This window comes from Catalinimonas alkaloidigena (assembly GCF_900100765.1).
GTDB lineage: Bacteria > Bacteroidota > Bacteroidia > Cytophagales > Flexibacteraceae > Mooreia > Mooreia alkaloidigena.
In genome coordinates this window covers 18,079-36,357 of the sequence record NZ_FNFO01000011.1, presented here as the reverse complement: position 1 = coordinate 36,357, position 18,279 = coordinate 18,079, and the positions used below count along the sequence as shown (strand labels likewise).

Annotated in this window: 15 protein-coding genes; 10 read left to right on the top strand and 5 right to left on the bottom strand. The window is 59.4% G+C overall.

The genetic code is table 11. From position 1 onward, the window contains the following. Positions 1-42: 42 nt before the first annotated feature. The 10 genes from BLR44_RS22765 to BLR44_RS22720 all read left to right on the top strand — a co-directional run bounded on the left by BLR44_RS22765 (position 43) and on the right by BLR44_RS22720 (position 10,312). Positions 43-1,098 carry an endonuclease/exonuclease/phosphatase family protein gene (locus BLR44_RS22765; RefSeq protein WP_089686507.1) on the top strand — a complete coding sequence of 352 codons (1,056 nt, stop codon included), beginning with the start codon at positions 43-45 and terminating at the stop codon, positions 1,096-1,098. A 45-nt stretch (positions 1,099-1,143) separates the two neighbouring features. Then, positions 1,144-2,352 carry an aminotransferase class V-fold PLP-dependent enzyme gene (locus BLR44_RS22760; RefSeq protein WP_089686505.1) on the top strand — a complete coding sequence of 403 codons (1,209 nt, stop codon included), beginning with the start codon at positions 1,144-1,146 and terminating at the stop codon, positions 2,350-2,352. A 95-nt stretch (positions 2,353-2,447) separates the two neighbouring features. Beyond that, complete coding sequence (locus tag BLR44_RS22755) at positions 2,448-2,906, top strand: GNAT family N-acetyltransferase (RefSeq protein ID WP_089686502.1); 459 nt, start codon at positions 2,448-2,450, stop codon at positions 2,904-2,906. Between the two features lie 331 nt (positions 2,907-3,237). Further along, positions 3,238-6,081 (top strand): glycoside hydrolase family 2 TIM barrel-domain containing protein, encoded by a 2,844-nt coding sequence (locus tag BLR44_RS22750; protein ID WP_089686501.1) that lies wholly within the window; start codon positions 3,238-3,240, stop codon positions 6,079-6,081. 346 nt (positions 6,082-6,427) lie between these two features. After that, complete coding sequence (locus BLR44_RS22745) at positions 6,428-7,042, top strand: DapH/DapD/GlmU-related protein (RefSeq protein ID WP_089686499.1); 615 nt, start codon at positions 6,428-6,430, stop codon at positions 7,040-7,042. Between the two features lie 45 nt (positions 7,043-7,087). Then, on the top strand, positions 7,088-7,804 hold the full coding sequence (locus BLR44_RS22740) for a sugar isomerase domain-containing protein (RefSeq protein ID WP_089686496.1): 717 nt from the start codon (positions 7,088-7,090) through the stop codon (positions 7,802-7,804). Positions 7,805-7,892: 88 nt separating this feature from the next. Then, positions 7,893-8,390 carry a TspO/MBR family protein gene (locus BLR44_RS22735; protein WP_089686494.1) on the top strand — a complete coding sequence of 166 codons (498 nt, stop codon included), beginning with the start codon at positions 7,893-7,895 and terminating at the stop codon, positions 8,388-8,390. Positions 8,391-8,597: 207 nt separating this feature from the next. Beyond that, entirely contained in the window at positions 8,598-9,113 is a 516-nt protein-coding gene (locus BLR44_RS22730) for a PepSY domain-containing protein (RefSeq protein ID WP_176956171.1), read from the top strand. A gap of 10 nt (positions 9,114-9,123) precedes the next feature. Then, entirely contained in the window at positions 9,124-9,846 is a 723-nt protein-coding gene (locus tag BLR44_RS22725) for a class I SAM-dependent methyltransferase (protein ID WP_089686491.1), read from the top strand. 49 nt (positions 9,847-9,895) lie between these two features. After that, positions 9,896-10,312: a hypothetical protein gene (locus BLR44_RS22720; protein ID WP_089686489.1), complete on the top strand. Its 417-nt coding sequence runs from the start codon at positions 9,896-9,898 to the stop codon at positions 10,310-10,312. A 76-nt stretch (positions 10,313-10,388) separates the two neighbouring features. On the opposite strand, the gene BLR44_RS22715 is transcribed toward BLR44_RS22720, so the two are convergent. The 5 genes from BLR44_RS22715 to BLR44_RS22695 all read right to left on the bottom strand — a co-directional run bounded on the left by BLR44_RS22715 (position 10,389) and on the right by BLR44_RS22695 (position 18,202). Next, positions 10,389-11,729 (bottom strand): AGE family epimerase/isomerase, encoded by a 1,341-nt coding sequence (locus tag BLR44_RS22715; RefSeq protein WP_089686488.1) that lies wholly within the window; start codon positions 11,727-11,729, stop codon positions 10,389-10,391. A 167-nt stretch (positions 11,730-11,896) separates the two neighbouring features. Further along, positions 11,897-12,469 (bottom strand): gluconate 2-dehydrogenase subunit 3 family protein, encoded by a 573-nt coding sequence (locus BLR44_RS22710; protein ID WP_245706148.1) that lies wholly within the window; start codon positions 12,467-12,469, stop codon positions 11,897-11,899. 19 nt (positions 12,470-12,488) lie between these two features. Further along, positions 12,489-14,168 carry a GMC oxidoreductase gene (locus BLR44_RS22705; protein ID WP_089686486.1) on the bottom strand — a complete coding sequence of 560 codons (1,680 nt, stop codon included), beginning with the start codon at positions 14,166-14,168 and terminating at the stop codon, positions 12,489-12,491. A 37-nt stretch (positions 14,169-14,205) separates the two neighbouring features. Then, positions 14,206-15,423, bottom strand: coding sequence for a glycoside hydrolase family 172 protein (locus BLR44_RS22700; RefSeq protein WP_089686484.1), 1,218 nt, complete (start codon positions 15,421-15,423; stop codon positions 14,206-14,208). A 43-nt stretch (positions 15,424-15,466) separates the two neighbouring features. Then, positions 15,467-18,202: a glycoside hydrolase family 78 protein gene (locus tag BLR44_RS22695; protein WP_089686482.1), complete on the bottom strand. Its 2,736-nt coding sequence runs from the start codon at positions 18,200-18,202 to the stop codon at positions 15,467-15,469. Positions 18,203-18,279: the final 77 nt, after the last annotated feature.

Genomic DNA, 18,279 nt, shown 5'->3' with positions numbered 1-18,279 from the left:
TACCCCGTACCTTTTGCGCCGCAACGCTTTCTCACTACTACTATGGCACAACTTCGATTCGCCGTCTGGAACGTGGAATGGATGAACGACCTGTTTACCGGCGATCCTCCCACTTTCAAAGACGACACTGCAAAAGTCAACGGTCCGCAACGGGAAAACACCGTGGCGCAACGTCGGACCGATGTGTCGGGGGTGATGGGCGACCTGGCGGCCGACGTGTGGGTTGTGGTAGAAGGACCCAACCGGACCGACGAGCTCCAACTGTTTTTCGATACGCACCTGGAGGGGCAGTGGCGCTGTGCCGTGCAGCCGTCGGGGGCACAGAGCGTCGGCCTTGCCGTGCGGACGGATACCGGGTTGTTTCAGGAAACCCCTTTCGTGCAGTTCGATTCCTCGTCATCGGCCGAAGCCCCGGTGCTGAAAGCTGCGACCGATCCGTTTCAGATGGACACCGACGGCGACAAACTGGAGGAATTGCACAAGTTTGAGCGCCGCCCGCTCTACGCAGAACTACGCCTTCGGGACGGCACCACGTTCCGCGTGCTGGGGCTGCACCTCAAGAGCAAGGGCGTGTTCGGGGCGTACGAATGGTCGAAGTGGTGGGCGCTGGCCGACGGCAACCGCAAGAAGATCATCGCGCAGTGCAACCGCCTCCGCGAACAGTTTTTCGAGCCTTACCTTTCGGACCCGGCTACGCAGGCGGTACCGCTGCTCGTGTGTGGTGACATCAACGACGGACCCGGGTTCGACACGAGCGAGATGCGTTTGCAGGCCAGCGGCGTAGAACGGCTGATGGGCTCAATCTGGAACGCCGACTTTACGCTCGGTAACGCCCTGTTCGATACCCTTACACCGCAAAAAAAGGCCCGACTCGACTTCGACGACCTTTACACGGCCAGTTTCAAAGACCCGATTTTCGACGGGGTTTACCAGCGGGTCTGGATCGACCACATCTTGTACACCCGCAACGTGCCATCCTGGATCGCAGGGGCGCAGATCCACGAAGAGATGCCCGACGGCCAGAAGATCTACCGAAAGTATCCCCATGCGTCCGACCATTTTCCGGTGACCTGTCAGGTCACGACCCACTCCACCTGAGGCATTTGACGGGCGGCGCGTACCTTTGGGCAAACCGTTGCCGCTATGTCGCTTTCTACTCCTTCGCTCAACATCAATCCGGCGCTTCTCCAGCAATGGCGTTACGACACGCCCGGCTGTACCGAACGCCTGCACCTCAACAACGCCGGGGCCAGCCTGATGACCCGTTCCGTGGTCGAGGCCGTGACACACTACCTGGAACGGGAGATGATGCTGGGCGGCTACGAACTCGCCGCACTGGCCGCCGACGAAATCGAAGGGACGTACCGCGCGCTGGCGCAACTGATCGGCGCATTGCCGGAACAGATCGCTCTGGTCGAGAACGCCACCGTTGCGGTGTCGCAGGCGCTGAGCGCGTTCGACTGGCAGGCGGGCGACGTGGTCCTTACCACCAACGTCGATTACTCGTCGAACCAGATCATGCTGCTCAGCCTCGCCCAGCGGCGGGGCGTTCGGGTGATCCGGGCCGAAGATCTCCCGGAGGGAGGGGTCGATCCGGCCTCTGTGCAAGCGCTGATCGCGCAACACCGTCCGAAACTCGTACTGATGACCTGGGTGCCGACCAATTCCGGGCTGGTGCAGGATGCGCAAGCGGTGGGACAGATCTGCCGGGAGGCGGACGTGCCGCTTATCCTGGATGCCTGCCAGGCGGTGGGGCAACTGCCCCTCGACGTACATGAACTGCACTGCGATTTTCTGGCCGCCACGTCGCGAAAGTTTCTGCGCGGGCCGCGCGGGCTGGGCTTTCTGTACGTATCGGAACGCGCCCTGAAACAGGGTTGGTATCCCCTCTACCTCGATACGCAGGGCGGTCTCTGGAGCGATCCGAATGCATTCGAGGTGCGCGACGATGCCAAGCGGTTCGAGAACTTCGAATTCTCGCAAGCCCTGATCGTGGGGCTGGGCGAAGCCGCCCGCTACGCCCTCCGCACCGGCGTGATCGGCTACCGACGGGCCGGTGCCCTGGCGGATTACACGCGTGACCGACTCGCTGATCTTGACGGTGTAGAAGTATTGGACCGGGGAACGAAACGCTGTGCTATCGTTACGGCCGCGGTCGCCGGACACGACGCCCGAACCCTGATGCAGCAACTGCGCGAGGCGAACATCAACCTCAGTGCCGCCGCCCGCAACCACGGCGTCATCGACATGGACGCTAAAGGCGCCACTACGGCCCTGCGCATTTCGCCGCACTACTACAACACCACGGAAGAAATCGATGCGCTGATCGATGCCCTGACCATACGTCTTTAACTCATTTTGCACAGGATTTTCCCGGGAAAGTGGCGTGAGCACTGGATTGTTTTCCGTCGCGTCTTAACTTTGTAGTAACCTTCCTTGCCTGCGCCATGTCACCCGAAATCCGACCCATTACCGCCGCCGAAACGCGTCTGTTGCGCCACCGTGTGTTGCGCCCGCGCCAGAAACCCAACACCCTCATCTTTACCGGCGACACGCATCCGCTGGCCCTCCACGCCGGCGCGTTTGTGCCCGATCCGGCCGAAGCCGAACGGCTGGTCGGCATCGCTTCGGTTACGCCTGAACCCTGCCCCGCTGCCCCCCGCGCCTTCGGCTGGCGACTCCGCGGCATGGCGACCCTCCCCGACGTCCAACGTAAGGGATTCGGTGCCGCGCTGGTGAACGCCTGCCTGGACCACATCCGCAAACACGGCGGCACGGTCGTCTGGTGCCAGGGACGCACCTCGGCGCTGCCTTTCTACCGCGCAATGGGCTTCGAGCCCTACGGCGAAGAATTCAACGTGCCCCTTTCCGGCCCCCACTTCCTACTCTGGCGCTCCCTTTCTTGAGAGGTTGAGCGGTTGGAACGTTGCAGGTTTAGAAAGTCGACAGTTGGTTCTTGGTGAATCAATGGATTGAGTTGTAAGTTGAAAAGTTCTGAGTTCAAAGTTGAAAAGTTAAGAGTTTAAAGAGCGGTTGCGGTGATGCATCACGCACTACTGCCCACCGAAGACTGCCCACTCTAAATTTTAAACTCATAACTCTACATTTCTTCCGCTCTGCCCACGCTGCGCTCCGTACCATTCACTCATTTCTTACGCTCTGCCCCGTGCGAACAAGCGCTCATTTTTCATTTTTACAAGTCCGTCTTCTTAGCCCTCACCTACCTACTCCACCCCTATGCTCTTTGCGCTTCGCTCGCTGTGCCTCGTGTTTTCCGCCACCCTCGCTCTCCTGCTGTCTTGCCTGATCACGCCTTCCTCTTTCGCCCAAACCACGCAACGACAGTACCTCTCCGGCACGGACAAAGACCACACGGTCGACTGGCGCTTTCGGGTATCGGGTGGGCGGCAGGCCGGACGCTGGGGCAAGATTCCGGTGCCCTCCAACTGGGAAATGCAGGGCTACGGCACCTACCACTATTACAAAGACTGGGAAGGTGACGACCTCGCGCCCGACAGCGTGGGCGACTACCAAGTCCGCTTCCGCGTGCCGCGCGACTGGCAGGGACAGGCCATCGACCTGGTGTTCGGCGGGGTGATGACCGACACAGAAGTAAAAATAAACGGGCAGGCGGTCGGGCCAATCCATCAGGGCGGCTTTTACCAGTTCCGGTATCCGGTTGCTTCGTTTCTGAAATACGGCCAGAATAACTTGTTGGAAGTCCGGGTGCGAAAGTTCTCCACCAATCGCTCGGTCAACAAGGCGGAGCGGGAAGCCGATTTCTGGCTCTTCGGAGGGATTTTTCGTCCCGTCTGGCTGGAAGCCCGCCCGCCGCAGCACCTGGTCCGCACCGCAATCGACGCGCGCCATACCGGGGCCTTCTCCATCGACGTCTTTCTCGACAGCATCACCTCGGCCCGGCGGGTCACGGCGCAACTCCAGCAACTCGACGGCACGCCCGTCGGCGAACCGTTTTCGGCGGCCATTCAAGCGGGACAGACCGAAGTAAGGCTGCAAACCCAGGTCCGTAACATCCAACCGTGGTCGGCGGAGTTTCCCTATCGGTACCGAGTGCTGGTGCAACTGCGCGCGAACGACCAGACGCTCCATCAAATTACCGAGACGTTCGGCTTCCGGACGGTGGAGGTACGTCCCCACGATGGCGTATACGTCAACGATCAGAAAATCCACCTGAAGGGTGTGAACCGCCACACGTTCTGGCCCGAAACCGGACGGACCACCTCCCCCGCCCTCAGTTTGCAGGACGCGCAACTGATCAAGGCGATGAACATGAACGCCGTGCGCATGAGTCACTACCCGCCCGACTCGCACTTCCTCGACGTGGCCGATTCGCTGGGGCTCTACGTGCTCGACGAACTGACCGGCTGGCAGGCGGCCTACGACACCACGGTGGGCGAAAAGCTGGTGCGCGAACTGGTGATCCGGGACGTGAACCACCCCTCGATTCTCTTCTGGGACAACGGCAACGAAGGCGGTTTCAACTTCGATCTGGTGGACGATTACGCGAAGTGGGACCCGCAGCGCCGCACTTTGCTCCACCCCTGGCTCAACACGAACGGCATCAACACCGCCCACTACGAAGCCTACGACTGTTGCCCCGGCACGTTCTTCCACGGATCGGATCTGTTTTTGCCGACTGAGTTCCTGCACGGCCTCTATGACGGTGGGCTGGGCGCGGGCCTCGACGACTGGTGGCAGGCGATGTGGCACAACCCCCTGGCGGTGGGCGGCTTCCTCTGGGCTTTTGCCGACGAAGGCATCGTCCGGGACGATCAGAGCGGGCGGATCGACGTGGCCGGGAACCGCGCACCGGACGGCATCGTAGGGCCGCACCGCGAAAAAGAAGGCAGTTTTTATGCGATCAGGGAAATCTGGTCGCCGATCTACTTCGAACAAAGCGGACAGGACCGGCTACCCGCCAGCTTCACCGGGGCTCTACGCGTGGAAAACCGCTACGACTTCACGAACTTGAAGCAGGTGCAATTCCAGTGGCAACTCGTCGACTTTCCCTCGCTGACCGACACCACCGCGCATGTTGCGGCACACGGACAGACGACCGGCCCCGACGTAGCGCCGCGTGCCTGGGGTACGCTCGCGCTCGATCTTCCGACCGACTGGTCACAGCACGACGCCCTCCGCCTCACCGCCACCGATCCGCACGGACAAGCAGTGTATACCTGGACCTGGATGATTCCCTCGCCCGCACAACTGGCCGAGCGCTTCGTCACCCCGGGGTCCGGCACGGTCTACGGTGCACAGGGTGACGGCATCGTGGGGATGCGCACGAACGGATTACAGGTGCAGATCGACGCCACGAACGGTACACTCCTGCATCTCAGCCGGAACGGCCAGCCGATTTCCTTCGAAATGGGGCCGCAACTGCTGGAGGGAACCACCACGCTTCCCAAGGTGACGTGGCAGCAGGACGGTTCCGATTACGTGGTGGAGGCGCAGTACGATCAGGAAAGCAACCTGAGGTACCTCGTCTGGCGACTCCTGCCCAGTGGCTGGCTCCGGCTCGACTACACGTACCACTACCGCGGCGGCGAAACGCATCCCTACCTCGGCGTCTCGTTTCACTACCCGGAAGATCAAGTGACCGGCGTGCGCTGGCTGGGCCGCGGGCCGTACCGCGTCTGGAAAAACCGCATGAAAGGCGTCGCGTTCGGTACGTGGCAGAAGGCATACAACGACGCCGTGACGGGCAACGTGTGGGACTACCCGGAGTTCAAGGGCTTCCACGCCGACCTCTACTGGGCCACGCTGGACACCCGGCAGGCCCCCATCACGATGGTCACTACGACCGACGACCTCTTCCTGCGCCTCTTCACGCCCACCGAAGCGGAAGATCCCCGCACCACACACGTCGACTTTCCGACGGGTGACATTTCCTTCCTCCACGGCATCGCACCGATCGGCACCAAGTTTCACCCCGCCTCCGACCACGGCCCGCAGGGCCAACCCAACGGGGTCGATCGCCTCGGCCGCGACTACCACGGCACAGTTTACTTTTACTTTGGGGAGGACGTCCCGACAGGACGATCAGCTACGGGAAATTGAGTGACTTCCCCTAATCAATCGCATTCCTGATTTTGTGTGTCATCTCGAACGTAGCCGCCGCGGAGCGATGAGAGATCTTGTTTCACAACTTAGAAGATTTCTCCCTGCGCGGCACCCGCTACGGTCGAAATGACAAGAAAGGGTGTAAATCAAAATATGATTGATGTAATGCACTATTGAGATTAGCCACTTTTCTGTCATCCTGAAAGGATCTTGCTTCTCTTCATCGGGAACTTAGCCTCTCTTTTGAAAAGAGATCCTTTTCAGGATGACATAGCGGGCGAAGTAGTTATCGATCGTATACATCCTTAGTGGGTGTTTCTGGACGAAACGGTAGCTTCGTGCCATGCTCTCCCTCTCTGACTTTATCGCCGATTTCGCTGCCCTGTTTCCCGCCCAAGCCCGCTGGTTGCCCTGGGAACTGACAGCCCAACTGCCTCATCTGATTCCCGACTGGATTGCTACCCTGGGTGACGATTATCACGTGCAAGATGGGGTGGCGATTCACCGGACGGCGCGGCTCGAACAGGGCGTGGTGTTGAAAGCGCCGATCCTCATTCATGCCGACTGCTTTGTGGGGGCGCATGCGTACCTGCGGGGCGGTGTGGTACTGAGCGAAGGTGTGTCGGTCGGGCCGGGCTGTGAGTTGAAAACGTCGCTCCTCTGTCCGCAGAGTGCGGTGGCGCATTTTAATTTCATCGGCGACAGCGTACTCGGGCGGCGGGTGAACTTCGAGGCGGGAGCCCTCACGGCGAACCACTTTAACGAACGGACCGACAAACGGATTCGGATTCAGTACCAGAGGGCGGTGCTCGACACGGGCGTTACCAAATTCGGCGCACTGGTGGGCGACGACAGCCGCATCGGAGCGAACGCGGTGCTGTCGCCGGGCTCGTTGCTACCGCCCCGGTCGGTCGTCGGACGGTTGGCGTTGGTCGATCAGTCCGTTCCGGCATCGTGATGCCCTCGCGCCCCGGTTGTACCTTTGTGCGCAAATTCCCTACCCATGTTTGAGTACGTCACCAAAGTCCAGGAACAGATTCAGCGCATCGCCACCTCGCAGAAACCGCAACTGGAAGAGGCGGCCCGCTGGATGGCCCGGGCGCTGGTCGAAGATCGGATCATCCACACGTTCGGCACCGGCCACTCGCACATGATCGGTCTGGAACTCTTCACGCGGGCGGGTGGCCTGGCCCCGGTCAACGCCGTGCTGGACGACCTGGTGCTGTCGACGAGCGGGGCGCGCCGGGGGGCGGAAGTGGAACGGATTTCCGGGCTGGCCGACGTGTTGTGGGACAAGTACGACATTCGGTCCGGCGATCTGATGCTCGTGATTTCCAACTCCGGCCGGAACGCGATGCCGCTGGAAATGGCCCTCCGTGCCCGGAAGGAAGGATTACAAGTCATCGCCATCACGTCGCTCGAACAATCCAAACAGTACCCGTCGCGCCACCCGAGTGGCCGGAAACTTTACGAAGTGGCCGACCTGGTGATCGACAACTGCGTGCCCTCCGGCGACGGGCTGATGCATGTGGACGGGAACCTGACCGGCCCCGCCTCTTCGATGTCCGGCATCCTGATCGTCAACACCATCGCCACCGAAGCGATGAAACTGGCGGCCGCGCAGGGCGTCAAACTCCCCATTTACCACAGCCAGAACATCGACGGTTACAGCAACGAGGAACTTTACCGGAAATACGAAAGTCGCATCAAGCATTTGTAAGGGGGGAATTGAGTGATTGAGTGATTGAGTGATTTGTAATCCGTAGGCATTTCATTGATAATTTTTGCATACGCTACGCTACCCTCCTATGCACTCCGCGCTCCCTTCTCGCCATTCCCGTCGACGTGCTCTGGGCACGGCCATCGGGGTTTGCTTCGTCCTGGCGTTGCTGGGTAACGTGTTTACGGGCGACGCGCTGGAGACGTGGTACCTTCCGCTGCAAAAGCCTGATTTTCTGATTCCGCTGTGGGCCTTCACCGCGATCGGTCTGCTGTATTACGTATTATTCGGAGTGGTGCTGTACCGCGTGCTGACCCGGATTCAGGAAGCCCGGGTCCGTCGGCAGGCACTGCTGCTTACGCTTGCGGTGCTGGTCGGCAACGAGGCATGGAATTTTGCTTTCCTGGGGATGCGCAGCACGTGGAACGGGTTTGTCGGCATCCTTCTTTTTCTGATTCCGGTGCTTTGGCTCGCCTGGACGCTGCGCCACCACGAACGGCTTTCGGGTTGGCTCGTCACGTGTTACGCCGTCTGGGTACTGTACGACGTGCTGTGGACCTACGCCCTCTGGCAACTCAACCCGTAATTCTCTTGTCTCCCGCCCCTCTCCTGACCATTTTTTTCGTTGGGCATTAAACGTTCGGGCCGCATGTTCCTCTAACGCCCGGATGTTCATACCGCACGCACCCGATCCGCATCGAGTCGGTTCGCTGTGTATCTTTGCGCGCTTCTTGGGACAACCCGATCCTCAAAACCATTTCTTTATCTCTGTCTTCATTTCATTTTGCTCAACATGGAAACCAAACCATCGACTTCGATGCTCATGCGGATTATTCACCGGTACCTCGGCTTTTTTCTGGCGGGCGTGATGGCCGTGTACGCGATCAGCGGCATCGTCATGATTTACCGCACCACCGATTTTCTGAAAGTAGAACAGCAGGTCGAACGTACCCTGGAACCCAACCTGGGGCCGGACGAACTGGGCCGGGCGTTGCGGATGCGGGAATTTAAAGTCACCCAAACCGAAGGGGACGTGCTCTATTTCGAAGCCGGCACGTATAACCGCGCCACCGGGGAAGCGCAGTATACGACCAAGGACCTGCCCTTCATCCTCGGCAAACTCACGCAACTCCACAAAGCCACCACTAACTCGCCGCTCTACTTCCTGAACATTTTCTTCGGGCTGTCCCTCCTCTTCTTCGTGATTTCCGCGTTCTGGATGTTCCGCCCGTCCACCAGCGTCTTCCGTAAGGGCCTGTATTTCACCCTCGGCGGGATCGCGCTGACGCTCCTGATGATTTTCGTGTAACTTCCCGACCATGTCGGCAGAAGCACATTACGCCCGGCATCTGGGGAATTTTTACGCCTGGATGCTGGGCGATTTTCAGGAAAAGCAACAGGAACAAGCCCGTCTGTTTCGGGAGAAAGGGTTACTGCCTGCGCTCACCCGCAAGGCGATTGATTTCGGGGCGGGAAACGGCCTCCAGACCGTTGCCTTGGCAGAACTGGGCTACGAGGTACGCGCCGTCGATTTCAACGATCAGCTCCTGGCCGAGCTACAGGAACGGACCCAGGACCTGCCCGTTACCGTCGAGAAAGGCGACCTCCGCGACGTCACACGGCATCAATCGTTTGCGCCGGAACTGGTCGTCTGCTGTGGCGATACGCTGCCACACCTCGCCTCCAAAGAGGAAATCCGCCAGTGGATCGACGACGTCTACACAATTCTCCCCGAAGGGGGTAAACTGCTTCTCACCTTCCGCGATTACAGTCAGGAGTTGACCGACACCCAACGCTTTCTACCCGTCAGACAGGACGACACGCGCATCCATACCTGCATCCTCGAGTACTTCCCGGAAAAAGTGCGGGTTACCGATCAGGTGTACGAACGCGAGGGCGACCGCTGGGTGCAGAAAATCAGCTCTTACGAAAAGGTGCGTGTCACCCGTGCCCGGATCATCGGCTACCTTCTCGATGCCGGCTTCACGATTCTGGAAGACGATACCATCCAACGCCTGGTGTGGGTAGTAGCGAAAAAATGAGTGAATGAGTGAGGTGGTGAATGAGTGAGTAGCGCAGAGATTAGCTTGTATGAGACATAATAAATTAATCGCCTTTACCTTATGGGGATTCATTACCCTTTTGCTTTTAACAGGGTGCGATCCCTCTCATGATCTACGCCTCGAAAATCGCACAAACGAACAGATAGAGGTCATTTATGCTCCCCATACGAACGATATCGAAGAGCTACCTAATAGGAAAATCAGTCGCATCAACGTAAACGGACGTGCGACGTACCGACTCGTTCTCAAATCGTCAGAGATGATTAAAATCGGGTTTGTGAGCGCTAGATATATTCCCAAACCCAGTGATGTTCATTTAGACTATTTAGAATTAAGATTAACGAATGACACACTGATGTTTAGTGGTAAGAACGCAATTTTTTCAGCAATCCAGGAAGTTGAAAATCTTGATTGGAGACTTATCATTCGCAAAGAATTTCCATAGAGGGTCCGAGCTAAATAGCACTACGCATTACGGTTACTAAGCTAGTTTTCCACAAATTACCAAGCGCCGCGCTCACTCAGTCGCCATTCCGTAGCCGCGTGATGCAGTTCATTAGCGCCCGGCCGTCGTGGTAGGCGGCTTTCCAGATGTGGGCTTTGTCGCCCATTTTCCGTTGGGGTTCCTTGTCCAACCCGCCTTCGTACCAGCCGCCGTGTTCGTGGTCGATCAAGTAGCGCCGGGTGTAGGCCCAGAGTTTCTGAAACTGTGCGTGGTAGCGCATCGGGTCGTTCGGGAACTGGTCGCCCATCAGGAGCAGCGTGTTGAGTCCTTCGGCCTGCGACCACCAGTTTTTCCCGTCCTGCACGATGGTGATGCCGGGGCGGTCTTTGTAGTAATAGCCGCCATCGTAAAAGCCGCCGACCGCTTGGTCCCAACCGTTTTTCAGGGCATGGTCTACCATCTTTTTCCCCGCCATTAATGTGATCGTGTCGTGTTCCAGGCCCAGCGCTTCGGAGGCTTCCAGCATCAGGTAAGCGGTTTCGACATCGTGGCCGAACGACACGTGATCGAGGTAAAAATTTGCCTGCTGCGCGGCGGCCGACGAGTCACGGTACGATACGGGTTGCCAGTCGGCGGTGGAGAAAAGCGTCAGGGTGCCGGGCTCGACCGTGATAGTATCGCGGATCAACACGAGCATCTCGTGCAGGCGGTCGCGTAGCGTTGGGTCAGGCCAGACGTGGTAGAGTTCGGTGAACGCTTCCAGCAGGTGAATCGACGAGTTCTGGTCTTTCGGGGGCGTATTTTTGTAGCCCGCTTTGAGGGGCGTGCCGTCGCGTTGCAGAAACTGAAAATAACCGCTGGATTCGGGATCGTGCGCGTGCTGATCCAGCCAGCGAAACGCTTCCTGTGCAAACTGCAGAGCCTCGGGGTCGTGCGATGCTTCGTAAAACGCCGCCAGCGCGTAGATGCCGAACGCATTGCCGTACGCCTGTTTGATCAACTCGCCTGTGGCCTCCGGAATGGGTTTCCCCTGCCGGGTGACCAGCCAGTAAAAACCTCCCTGTTCCGCATCCCACAGGTGCTCGCGCAAAAACCGCACGCCGTGCCGGGCTGCCGACAGCGCCAACGGATCGTTGGGGTAAAACTGCGCGATTTTCGCGTTGAGCCAGACGTGCCGGGCCTGCGTCACGATCATCTTTTCCTGATCGCCTTTGGGCTGCCACTGGTAATCGAACCGGCTCAGGAAACCACCCGCCTGCCGGTCGAGCGTACGGGGATACCACGCGGACAGCAATTCCTTTTTGAAGGAGCGCTCCATCTCATCGGCCAGCGCGTCCCGGTTCAGGGATGTAGACTGGGCGTAAGCGGCGAGCGCGCAGGTAATACTCAGGAATACAGAGAACAGCAGACGTACCATGAGGAGAATAGCGTTGAGGAGAATAGCGTTTAGCTGAAAAGTAAGTAATTCGGGCGGACCGCAGGTGCTCCGGGTTTAGCGGAGGTACCTTTGGTGGGCACATGCTCCCACAAAAAAGGTCAGATGCCACAGCACCTGACCTTTGGGTTTGATTAGCGTTATTGTGCTTACAACGCCCAGGCTTTTTCGCCTTTCTCGTACGGCACGCAACCGTCGTAGCGGCCGGGCACCGGCAGGTAACGCAGGGCTTTGGTCGCTCCCACTTCCGAGGTAAAATACCCCCACAACGTAAGCTGCTTGATCAGCGTGAAGTAATGCGGCGACTCGCCTTCCTTGGGCTGATATCCCTTTGCTTCCTTGTCCAGCGCAATCAGGAGTTCTTGCTTCTGATCGTCGCTCAGCGCCACGAATGCTTTTCCGTATTCCTTGTCGGCAGCTTTGTCGATCTCTTCGACGCCTTTGGCAAACGTCTTCTGGTCCTTTTCGTCGTAACAGTCAGTCACGATTACTTTCATGAAGTCGCCGATTTTGGCGGCTTTCGCACCGGGCGACGAGGCCGTGGTCGGCAGAATGGTTTCGCCTACTTCGTCGAGTAGCGCGACGGTGTCGGGCGTAAAGTCGAGGATGTTGGCGACCTGTTCGGGGCTATTGGTGCAGCCGGACAGAAACGCTTCGGCGCCTACCACGGTGCCGCCCATGATCAGGGCCACGCGCGCCAGGGCTTCTCTTCTGTTTATCATATCAATCGGAAGGTTGAGTCTACAGATTTTGTTTTTTCAGTTCGCTGACGGCGTGGTCGGCCGCCCGGGCCGTAAAGGCCATGTAGGTAAGCGAGGGGTTCTGGCAGGCCGCCGAGGTCATGAACGAGCCGTCGGTCACAAACACGTTGGGCGCGTCCCAGATCTGGTTCCACTTGTTGAGGACCGACGTTTTGGGGTCTTTGCCCATGCGCGCGGTGCCCATTTCGTGGATGCCACGCCCCGGTGTGCCGTCGCCATCCCAGCTGTGCACGTCTTTCACGCCGGCGGCGGTCAGCATTTCGGCGGCGTCGTTCTGCATGTCCTTGCGCATCTTCAGTTCGTTGTCTTTCAACTCACAGTCGATCGCCAGCACGTTCAGCCCCCACTTGTCTTTCTTGTCCTTGTCGAGCTTCACGTAGTTTTCGTGGTACGGCAAAATCTCCCCGAAACCTCCCATCCCGACGGTCCAGCGGCCGGGCTCGGTCAGGGCTTCTTTGAAGTCGGCTCCGATGGAATATTCGGCCACGTCGCGGCTCCACCCTTCGCGGCTGGCGCTACCCTGGTAGCCGAAGCCCCGGATGTAGTCGCGTTTTTCGCCGTTCAGGTTGCGGAAGCGCGGAATGTAGAAGCCGTTGGCCCGGCGGCCGTACACGTACTTGTCTTCGTAGCCTTCGACCCAACCGCCGGCGCCTACGCCCAGGTGGTGGTCCATCAGGTTATGGCCCAGTTCGCCGCTGCTGCTGCCCAGGCCGTCGGGCCATACGTCGGTCGCCGAGTTCATCAGAATCCAGGCGGAGTTTAGCGTCGAGGCGTTCAGGAAGATGATTTTGGCGTTGTAGACGTACGTCTGGTTGTTTTCGGCATCCAGAATTTCTACGCCCGTAGCGCGTTTTTTGTCTTTGTCGTACAACACCCGCGTCACGATGCTCCAGGGGCGCACGGTCAGGTTGCCGGTTTTCATGGCCGCCGGCAAGGTCGACGACTGGGTGCTGAAGTACCCGCCGAAGGGGCAGCCCAGCCAGCACTTGTCGCGGAACTGGCATTGCGTCCGGCCGGGGTGCGGGGCGGTGATGTGCGCCGTCCGCCCGATGATCATTGGGCGTACGCCCTGGTAGTGGTCTTTCAGGCGGGCGGCCACGTCTTTCTCCACGCAGTTCATCTCCATCGGCGGCAGAAACTGGCCGTCGGGCAGGTGGGCGATGCCGTCGCGGTTGCCGCTGATGCCGGCAAATTTCTCCACGTAGTCGTACCAGGGTTCCATCTCCTTGTAGCGCACGGGCCAGTCGACGGCGATGCCTTCTTTGGCGTTTGCTTCGAAATCCAGATCACCCCAGCGATAACTCTGCCGTCCCCACAGGAGCGAACGTCCGCCGACGTGGTACCCGCGGAACCAGTCGAACCGTTTGATTTCGGTGTAGGGGCAATCTTTGTCGCTCGCCCACCAGTCCAGGTTCATTTCGTTCAGCGGATAATCGCGCTTCAGCACGGGATACTCCTCGATCATCTGCTGGGTGCGACGCCCCCGGTGGGGAAAATCCCACGGATTTTTGTTGGCGTTGACGTAATCTTTGATGTGCTCGATGTTTTTGCCACGTTCGAGCATGATTACCTTCAAGCCTTTTTCGGTGAGTTCCTTGGCGGCCCAGCCTCCGCTGATCCCCGAACCCACGACGATGGCGTCATACGTATTCTCTGCCATTGATACTAATTATGTGTGTTTAGAATAGATTGCTTGGTTACTCCTGTTCGTTGCCCCACAGGTCGGTGGCGTTCCCCTTCGACTGCCGCCAGGCTTCGCGCCAGCGCATCACATCGACTGGCGTAATCTCCGGCCGAAACGCCCGCTCGGCCTTCGGCGGAATGGCAGGAACGGCGGTGGCTTCCGACAAATACCAGTAGGCTACGCTCCGCAGATCCATCACCAGCACGTTGTTGTGTCCGTGCTCAATCGTAAACTTAAGCGATTGCTCGAAATAGAGCGGATCTACAATATGAAAACGGTACATGTGCGTGCGCCCTCCCCAGCCGGCTGCAAAACCGGCATCCTGTGTATTAACGCGCGGATAGCCGAAATAAGGTGTCTGAAAGGAAGTTTTCGGGCTCCACGACGTGTTGAAATAATCTTCGGTGCCGGTGCCGTTTAGCGTGGGTCGAGTGCTGCCGTTCCGTGCGCTGCCGTCGATAAAAATCATATCGTCTCCTTCGCCGTACCAGATGGGCGTAGGCGTGTGAATGTAGTAATTCACGCCGACAAACTGCCCCTTTCCCCGAATATCGGCAAACAAATAGTTGCGTTCCCCGCGTGGGTTTTCGCGCTGTGGCCCCAGCACGCCCCATTCGTTCTCGCCTTCCTGCGCGTCGGTTTGTGTCAACTGCTGGTTGTACCAGGCGTGGAACCGCCCCGTACTGGCGGGCAGCTTGTCCATTTCCAGGTAGTCGACATAGTAATAAAAGGCATCGACGTCGCGGTCCGACTGGTTTTCCAGTTCGATGCGCGCGCCCTTGGCAAACGGCATCACAAAATAGCTGGTCAGCGCCCGGCCCTGTAGTGGCGTGGCCGTCAGCGGCTGCGAATACAAGGGATAACTTTCGTTCCAACCCTGCCCGAAAAACGAGCCGAGCGGGCTTTCGACCGATGGCGACGGGTTGCCGTCCCAGTACATGCGGAGCACCAGGTCGTCGCGGTTCAGCACTTCGGGCGGCGGCGCTATGGTGATCCAGATGTGGTTGATCATGCCCGCGCCCTGCACCTGAAACAGCGTACGCTTTTCGCCGGGGCGGATGTGTTCGATCCGGTCGTTGTTGTTGCCGGTGGTGTCGAACGAACTGATGCGCTTCGACCGGATGCCCTTCTGAAGGCGGGTGATGGCGTACAGATCGCCGCCCGGCGGTTGGGCGTGGAGCGCGAGCGGCAGCAGCAGGCCGAGCAAGCACAGAACAAAGCAGGGTTTCATGGGGTGGTGGGGATAGGTTGGGATGGACAAAAGACGCCTCGCCTCAGAGAGACGTGGCCGTGTATTCGAAGACGTAGTGGCCGGAGCCAACCTCCAGCACCACATCGTCGCCGGTTTGGCGGGCCGGTTGCAGGTCTTTGGCCGCGGTCAGGGGCTTACCGCCTTCGCGAACGGCCTCTACCGTGGTGCCGGGCAGGACGAGGGTTGCCGTCGTGTTCGCCGGGATGTCGACCGTGATGCGCAGGGTTTCGCCCTGCCGTTCCCAGCCCGACCCAATTGTGCCATAGCTGCTTTGGAACGTGGCACGGGCGTAGTCGAGTTTCGGGGTGGGATGCGGCTGGATGCGGCTTTTACGGTAACCGGGCGCGTCGATTTCGATGCCGGCCACCACACGGTACATCCAGTCGCCCACCGCGCCGTAGGCATAGTGGTTGAACGAGTTCATGCCCACATCCTGAAAGGTGCTGTCGGTTTTCTGCCCGTCCCAGCGTTCCCAGATGGTGGTAGCCCCCATTTTGACCGGGTAGAGCCATGACGGAAAGGTTTCCTGCAACAGTAGGTCGTAGGCCACGTCGGTGTGGCCGTTGTCCGACAGGACGTGGCACAGGTACGGCGTGCCCAGAAAGCCGGTCGAGAGGTGGTTGTTGCGGCGCTGGATGTCGGCCACGAGGTAGTCGGCGGCTTTGGGGCGCATGTCCTCAGACAGAAGGTCGAACATCAGCGCCAGTACGTACGACGTCTGCGAATCGGAGGCGATGCGTCCCGAACCGGTCACGTACTCGCGGTTAAAGGCGGCTTTCACCTTGCCGAACAGCGCTTCGTATTCCCTGGCATCGGCCGTGTTGCCAAGCACCGCGGCGGCCTGCGCCACCAGCCGGGCCGAGTAGGCAAAAAACATCGTCGCGATCATGTCGGGGTTGGTGTAGCCGTCGGGTTCGGTGTGGCTTTCCATGCGCGGCTTGTAAAACAGCCAGTCGCCGAAGACGCTGCCGCCTTTCCAGAGGTAGTTATCGCCTGCTTTCTGGCGGATGTAATCGACGTATTGCTTCATGGACGGGTACTGCGTTTCCAGCAAGCGCCGGTCGCCGTACACTTGGTACATCGTCCAGGGACCGATGGTGGCGATGTCGCCCCACCCGGCCGAGGTGCCCTCGCCCAGCACGTTGGGAATGACAAACGGCACGGCACCGTTGTCCAGTTGGTCGGCGCTGACGTCTTTCAGCCACTTGGTGAAGAAGGCAGCCACGTCGTAGTTGAACGCTGCCGTCCGGCAGAAGGCCTGGGCATCGCCCGTCCAGCCGAGGCGTTCGTCGCGCTGCGGGCAATCGGTCGGGACGTCGAGGAAGTTGCCCTTCTGGCCCCACTGAATGTTGTGTTGCAGTTGGTTCAGCAGTTCGTTCGAGCTGGTGAAGGTGCCGGTCGGCTCCATGTCCGAATGGATGACTACGCCCGTCAGGTGCTCGGGCGTCAGCTCACCGGGAAAGCCTTCGACCGCCACGTAGCGGAAGCCCATAAAGGTAAAGCGCGGTTCGTAGGTTTCGGTCCCGTTCCCGTTCAGCACATAGCGCAACGTGGCGTCGGCGGCCCGCAGGTTGTCGGTATAAAACTCGCCCGTTTTGTCGAGGACTTCGGCGTGGCGGAGGGTCACGGTGTCGCCCGCAGTGCCGCGGACGGTCAGGCGCATCCATCCTACCATGTTCTGGCCCATGTCGGCCACCAGCGTACCCTGCGGCGTGCGCCAGATTTTTACGGGCTTGCGCTCTTCGATTTTACGGACGGGCACGGTCTGCATGCCGATCAGCCCCGTGGTGGAAGCCCCGCTTTCGCGCACCGCCTGCCAGGCGGCATCGTCGAAGCCCGGGGTGCTCCAGCCGGAAATTTCGCGTCGGGCATCGTACGTCTCTCCGTTGTAGATCGAATTCAACCGAATCGGTCCGTCGGCAGTGCCTTTCCAGGTGCCGTCGGTCCCGATGATCGCCCGAGTACCATCTTCGTATTCAATCTGAAGCTGACACAGCAGCCCGATCTTCTTTCCCCAAATGCCCCAGTTGTCGTTCCAGGCCAATAGGCCGCGGTACCAGCCGTCGCCCAGCATGGCGCCAACTGCATTCGCTCCGGGCTGCAGCAGGTTGGTAACGTCGTACATCTGGTATTGCAACCGGTGGTCGTAACTGGTCCAGCCGGGGGTAAACACCTGGTCGCCGACCTTCTGCCCATTGAGGTACAACTCGTAGAGGCCGTGGGCGGTGACAAACGCGCGGGCGCGGACCACACGTTTCGGGAGTGAAAACGCCTTGCGCACCAGCAGAGCGGGGCCGTCATGCGCTTCTTCCTGTACGGGTTCGATCCACTGTGCCTGCCAGTCGGTGGGTTGCAGGAGCCCCATCTCCCAGAAAGCGACCGGACTCCACGCCGAAGCTTTTCCGCGCTGGTCCCAGACACGCACCTGCCAGTAGTAGCGCTGCCCGGCGTGGAGGGCGGGGCCGGCGTAGGGTTGGAGCACGGATTCGCCGGACGCCACTTTGCCACTCTCCCAGACCTGGCTGCCCTTCGCAAACCGGGGGGACGTGGCCACACGCAGTTCGTACGCGCTCTGGAGCACCCCACGCGCGGCACTTTGCAATTTCCAACTCAGCCGGGGTTGTGCCACGTCGAGGCCCATCGGGTCAATTTTGTGTTCGGTGGTGAGGTCGGTAACGGAAAGTTTCTGGGCAGCGAGCGGATCGTGAAAGAAGAGCGTGAGCATCAGGGTAGGCAAAAGCCAGGAGAGCAGCTTCATAAGTGGGGAGAAATGGTGGAAGGTTTGGATTAGCGCCGAAAAGCTAAGCTTTTTTAGTCTTTTTTCCACAGCCACCC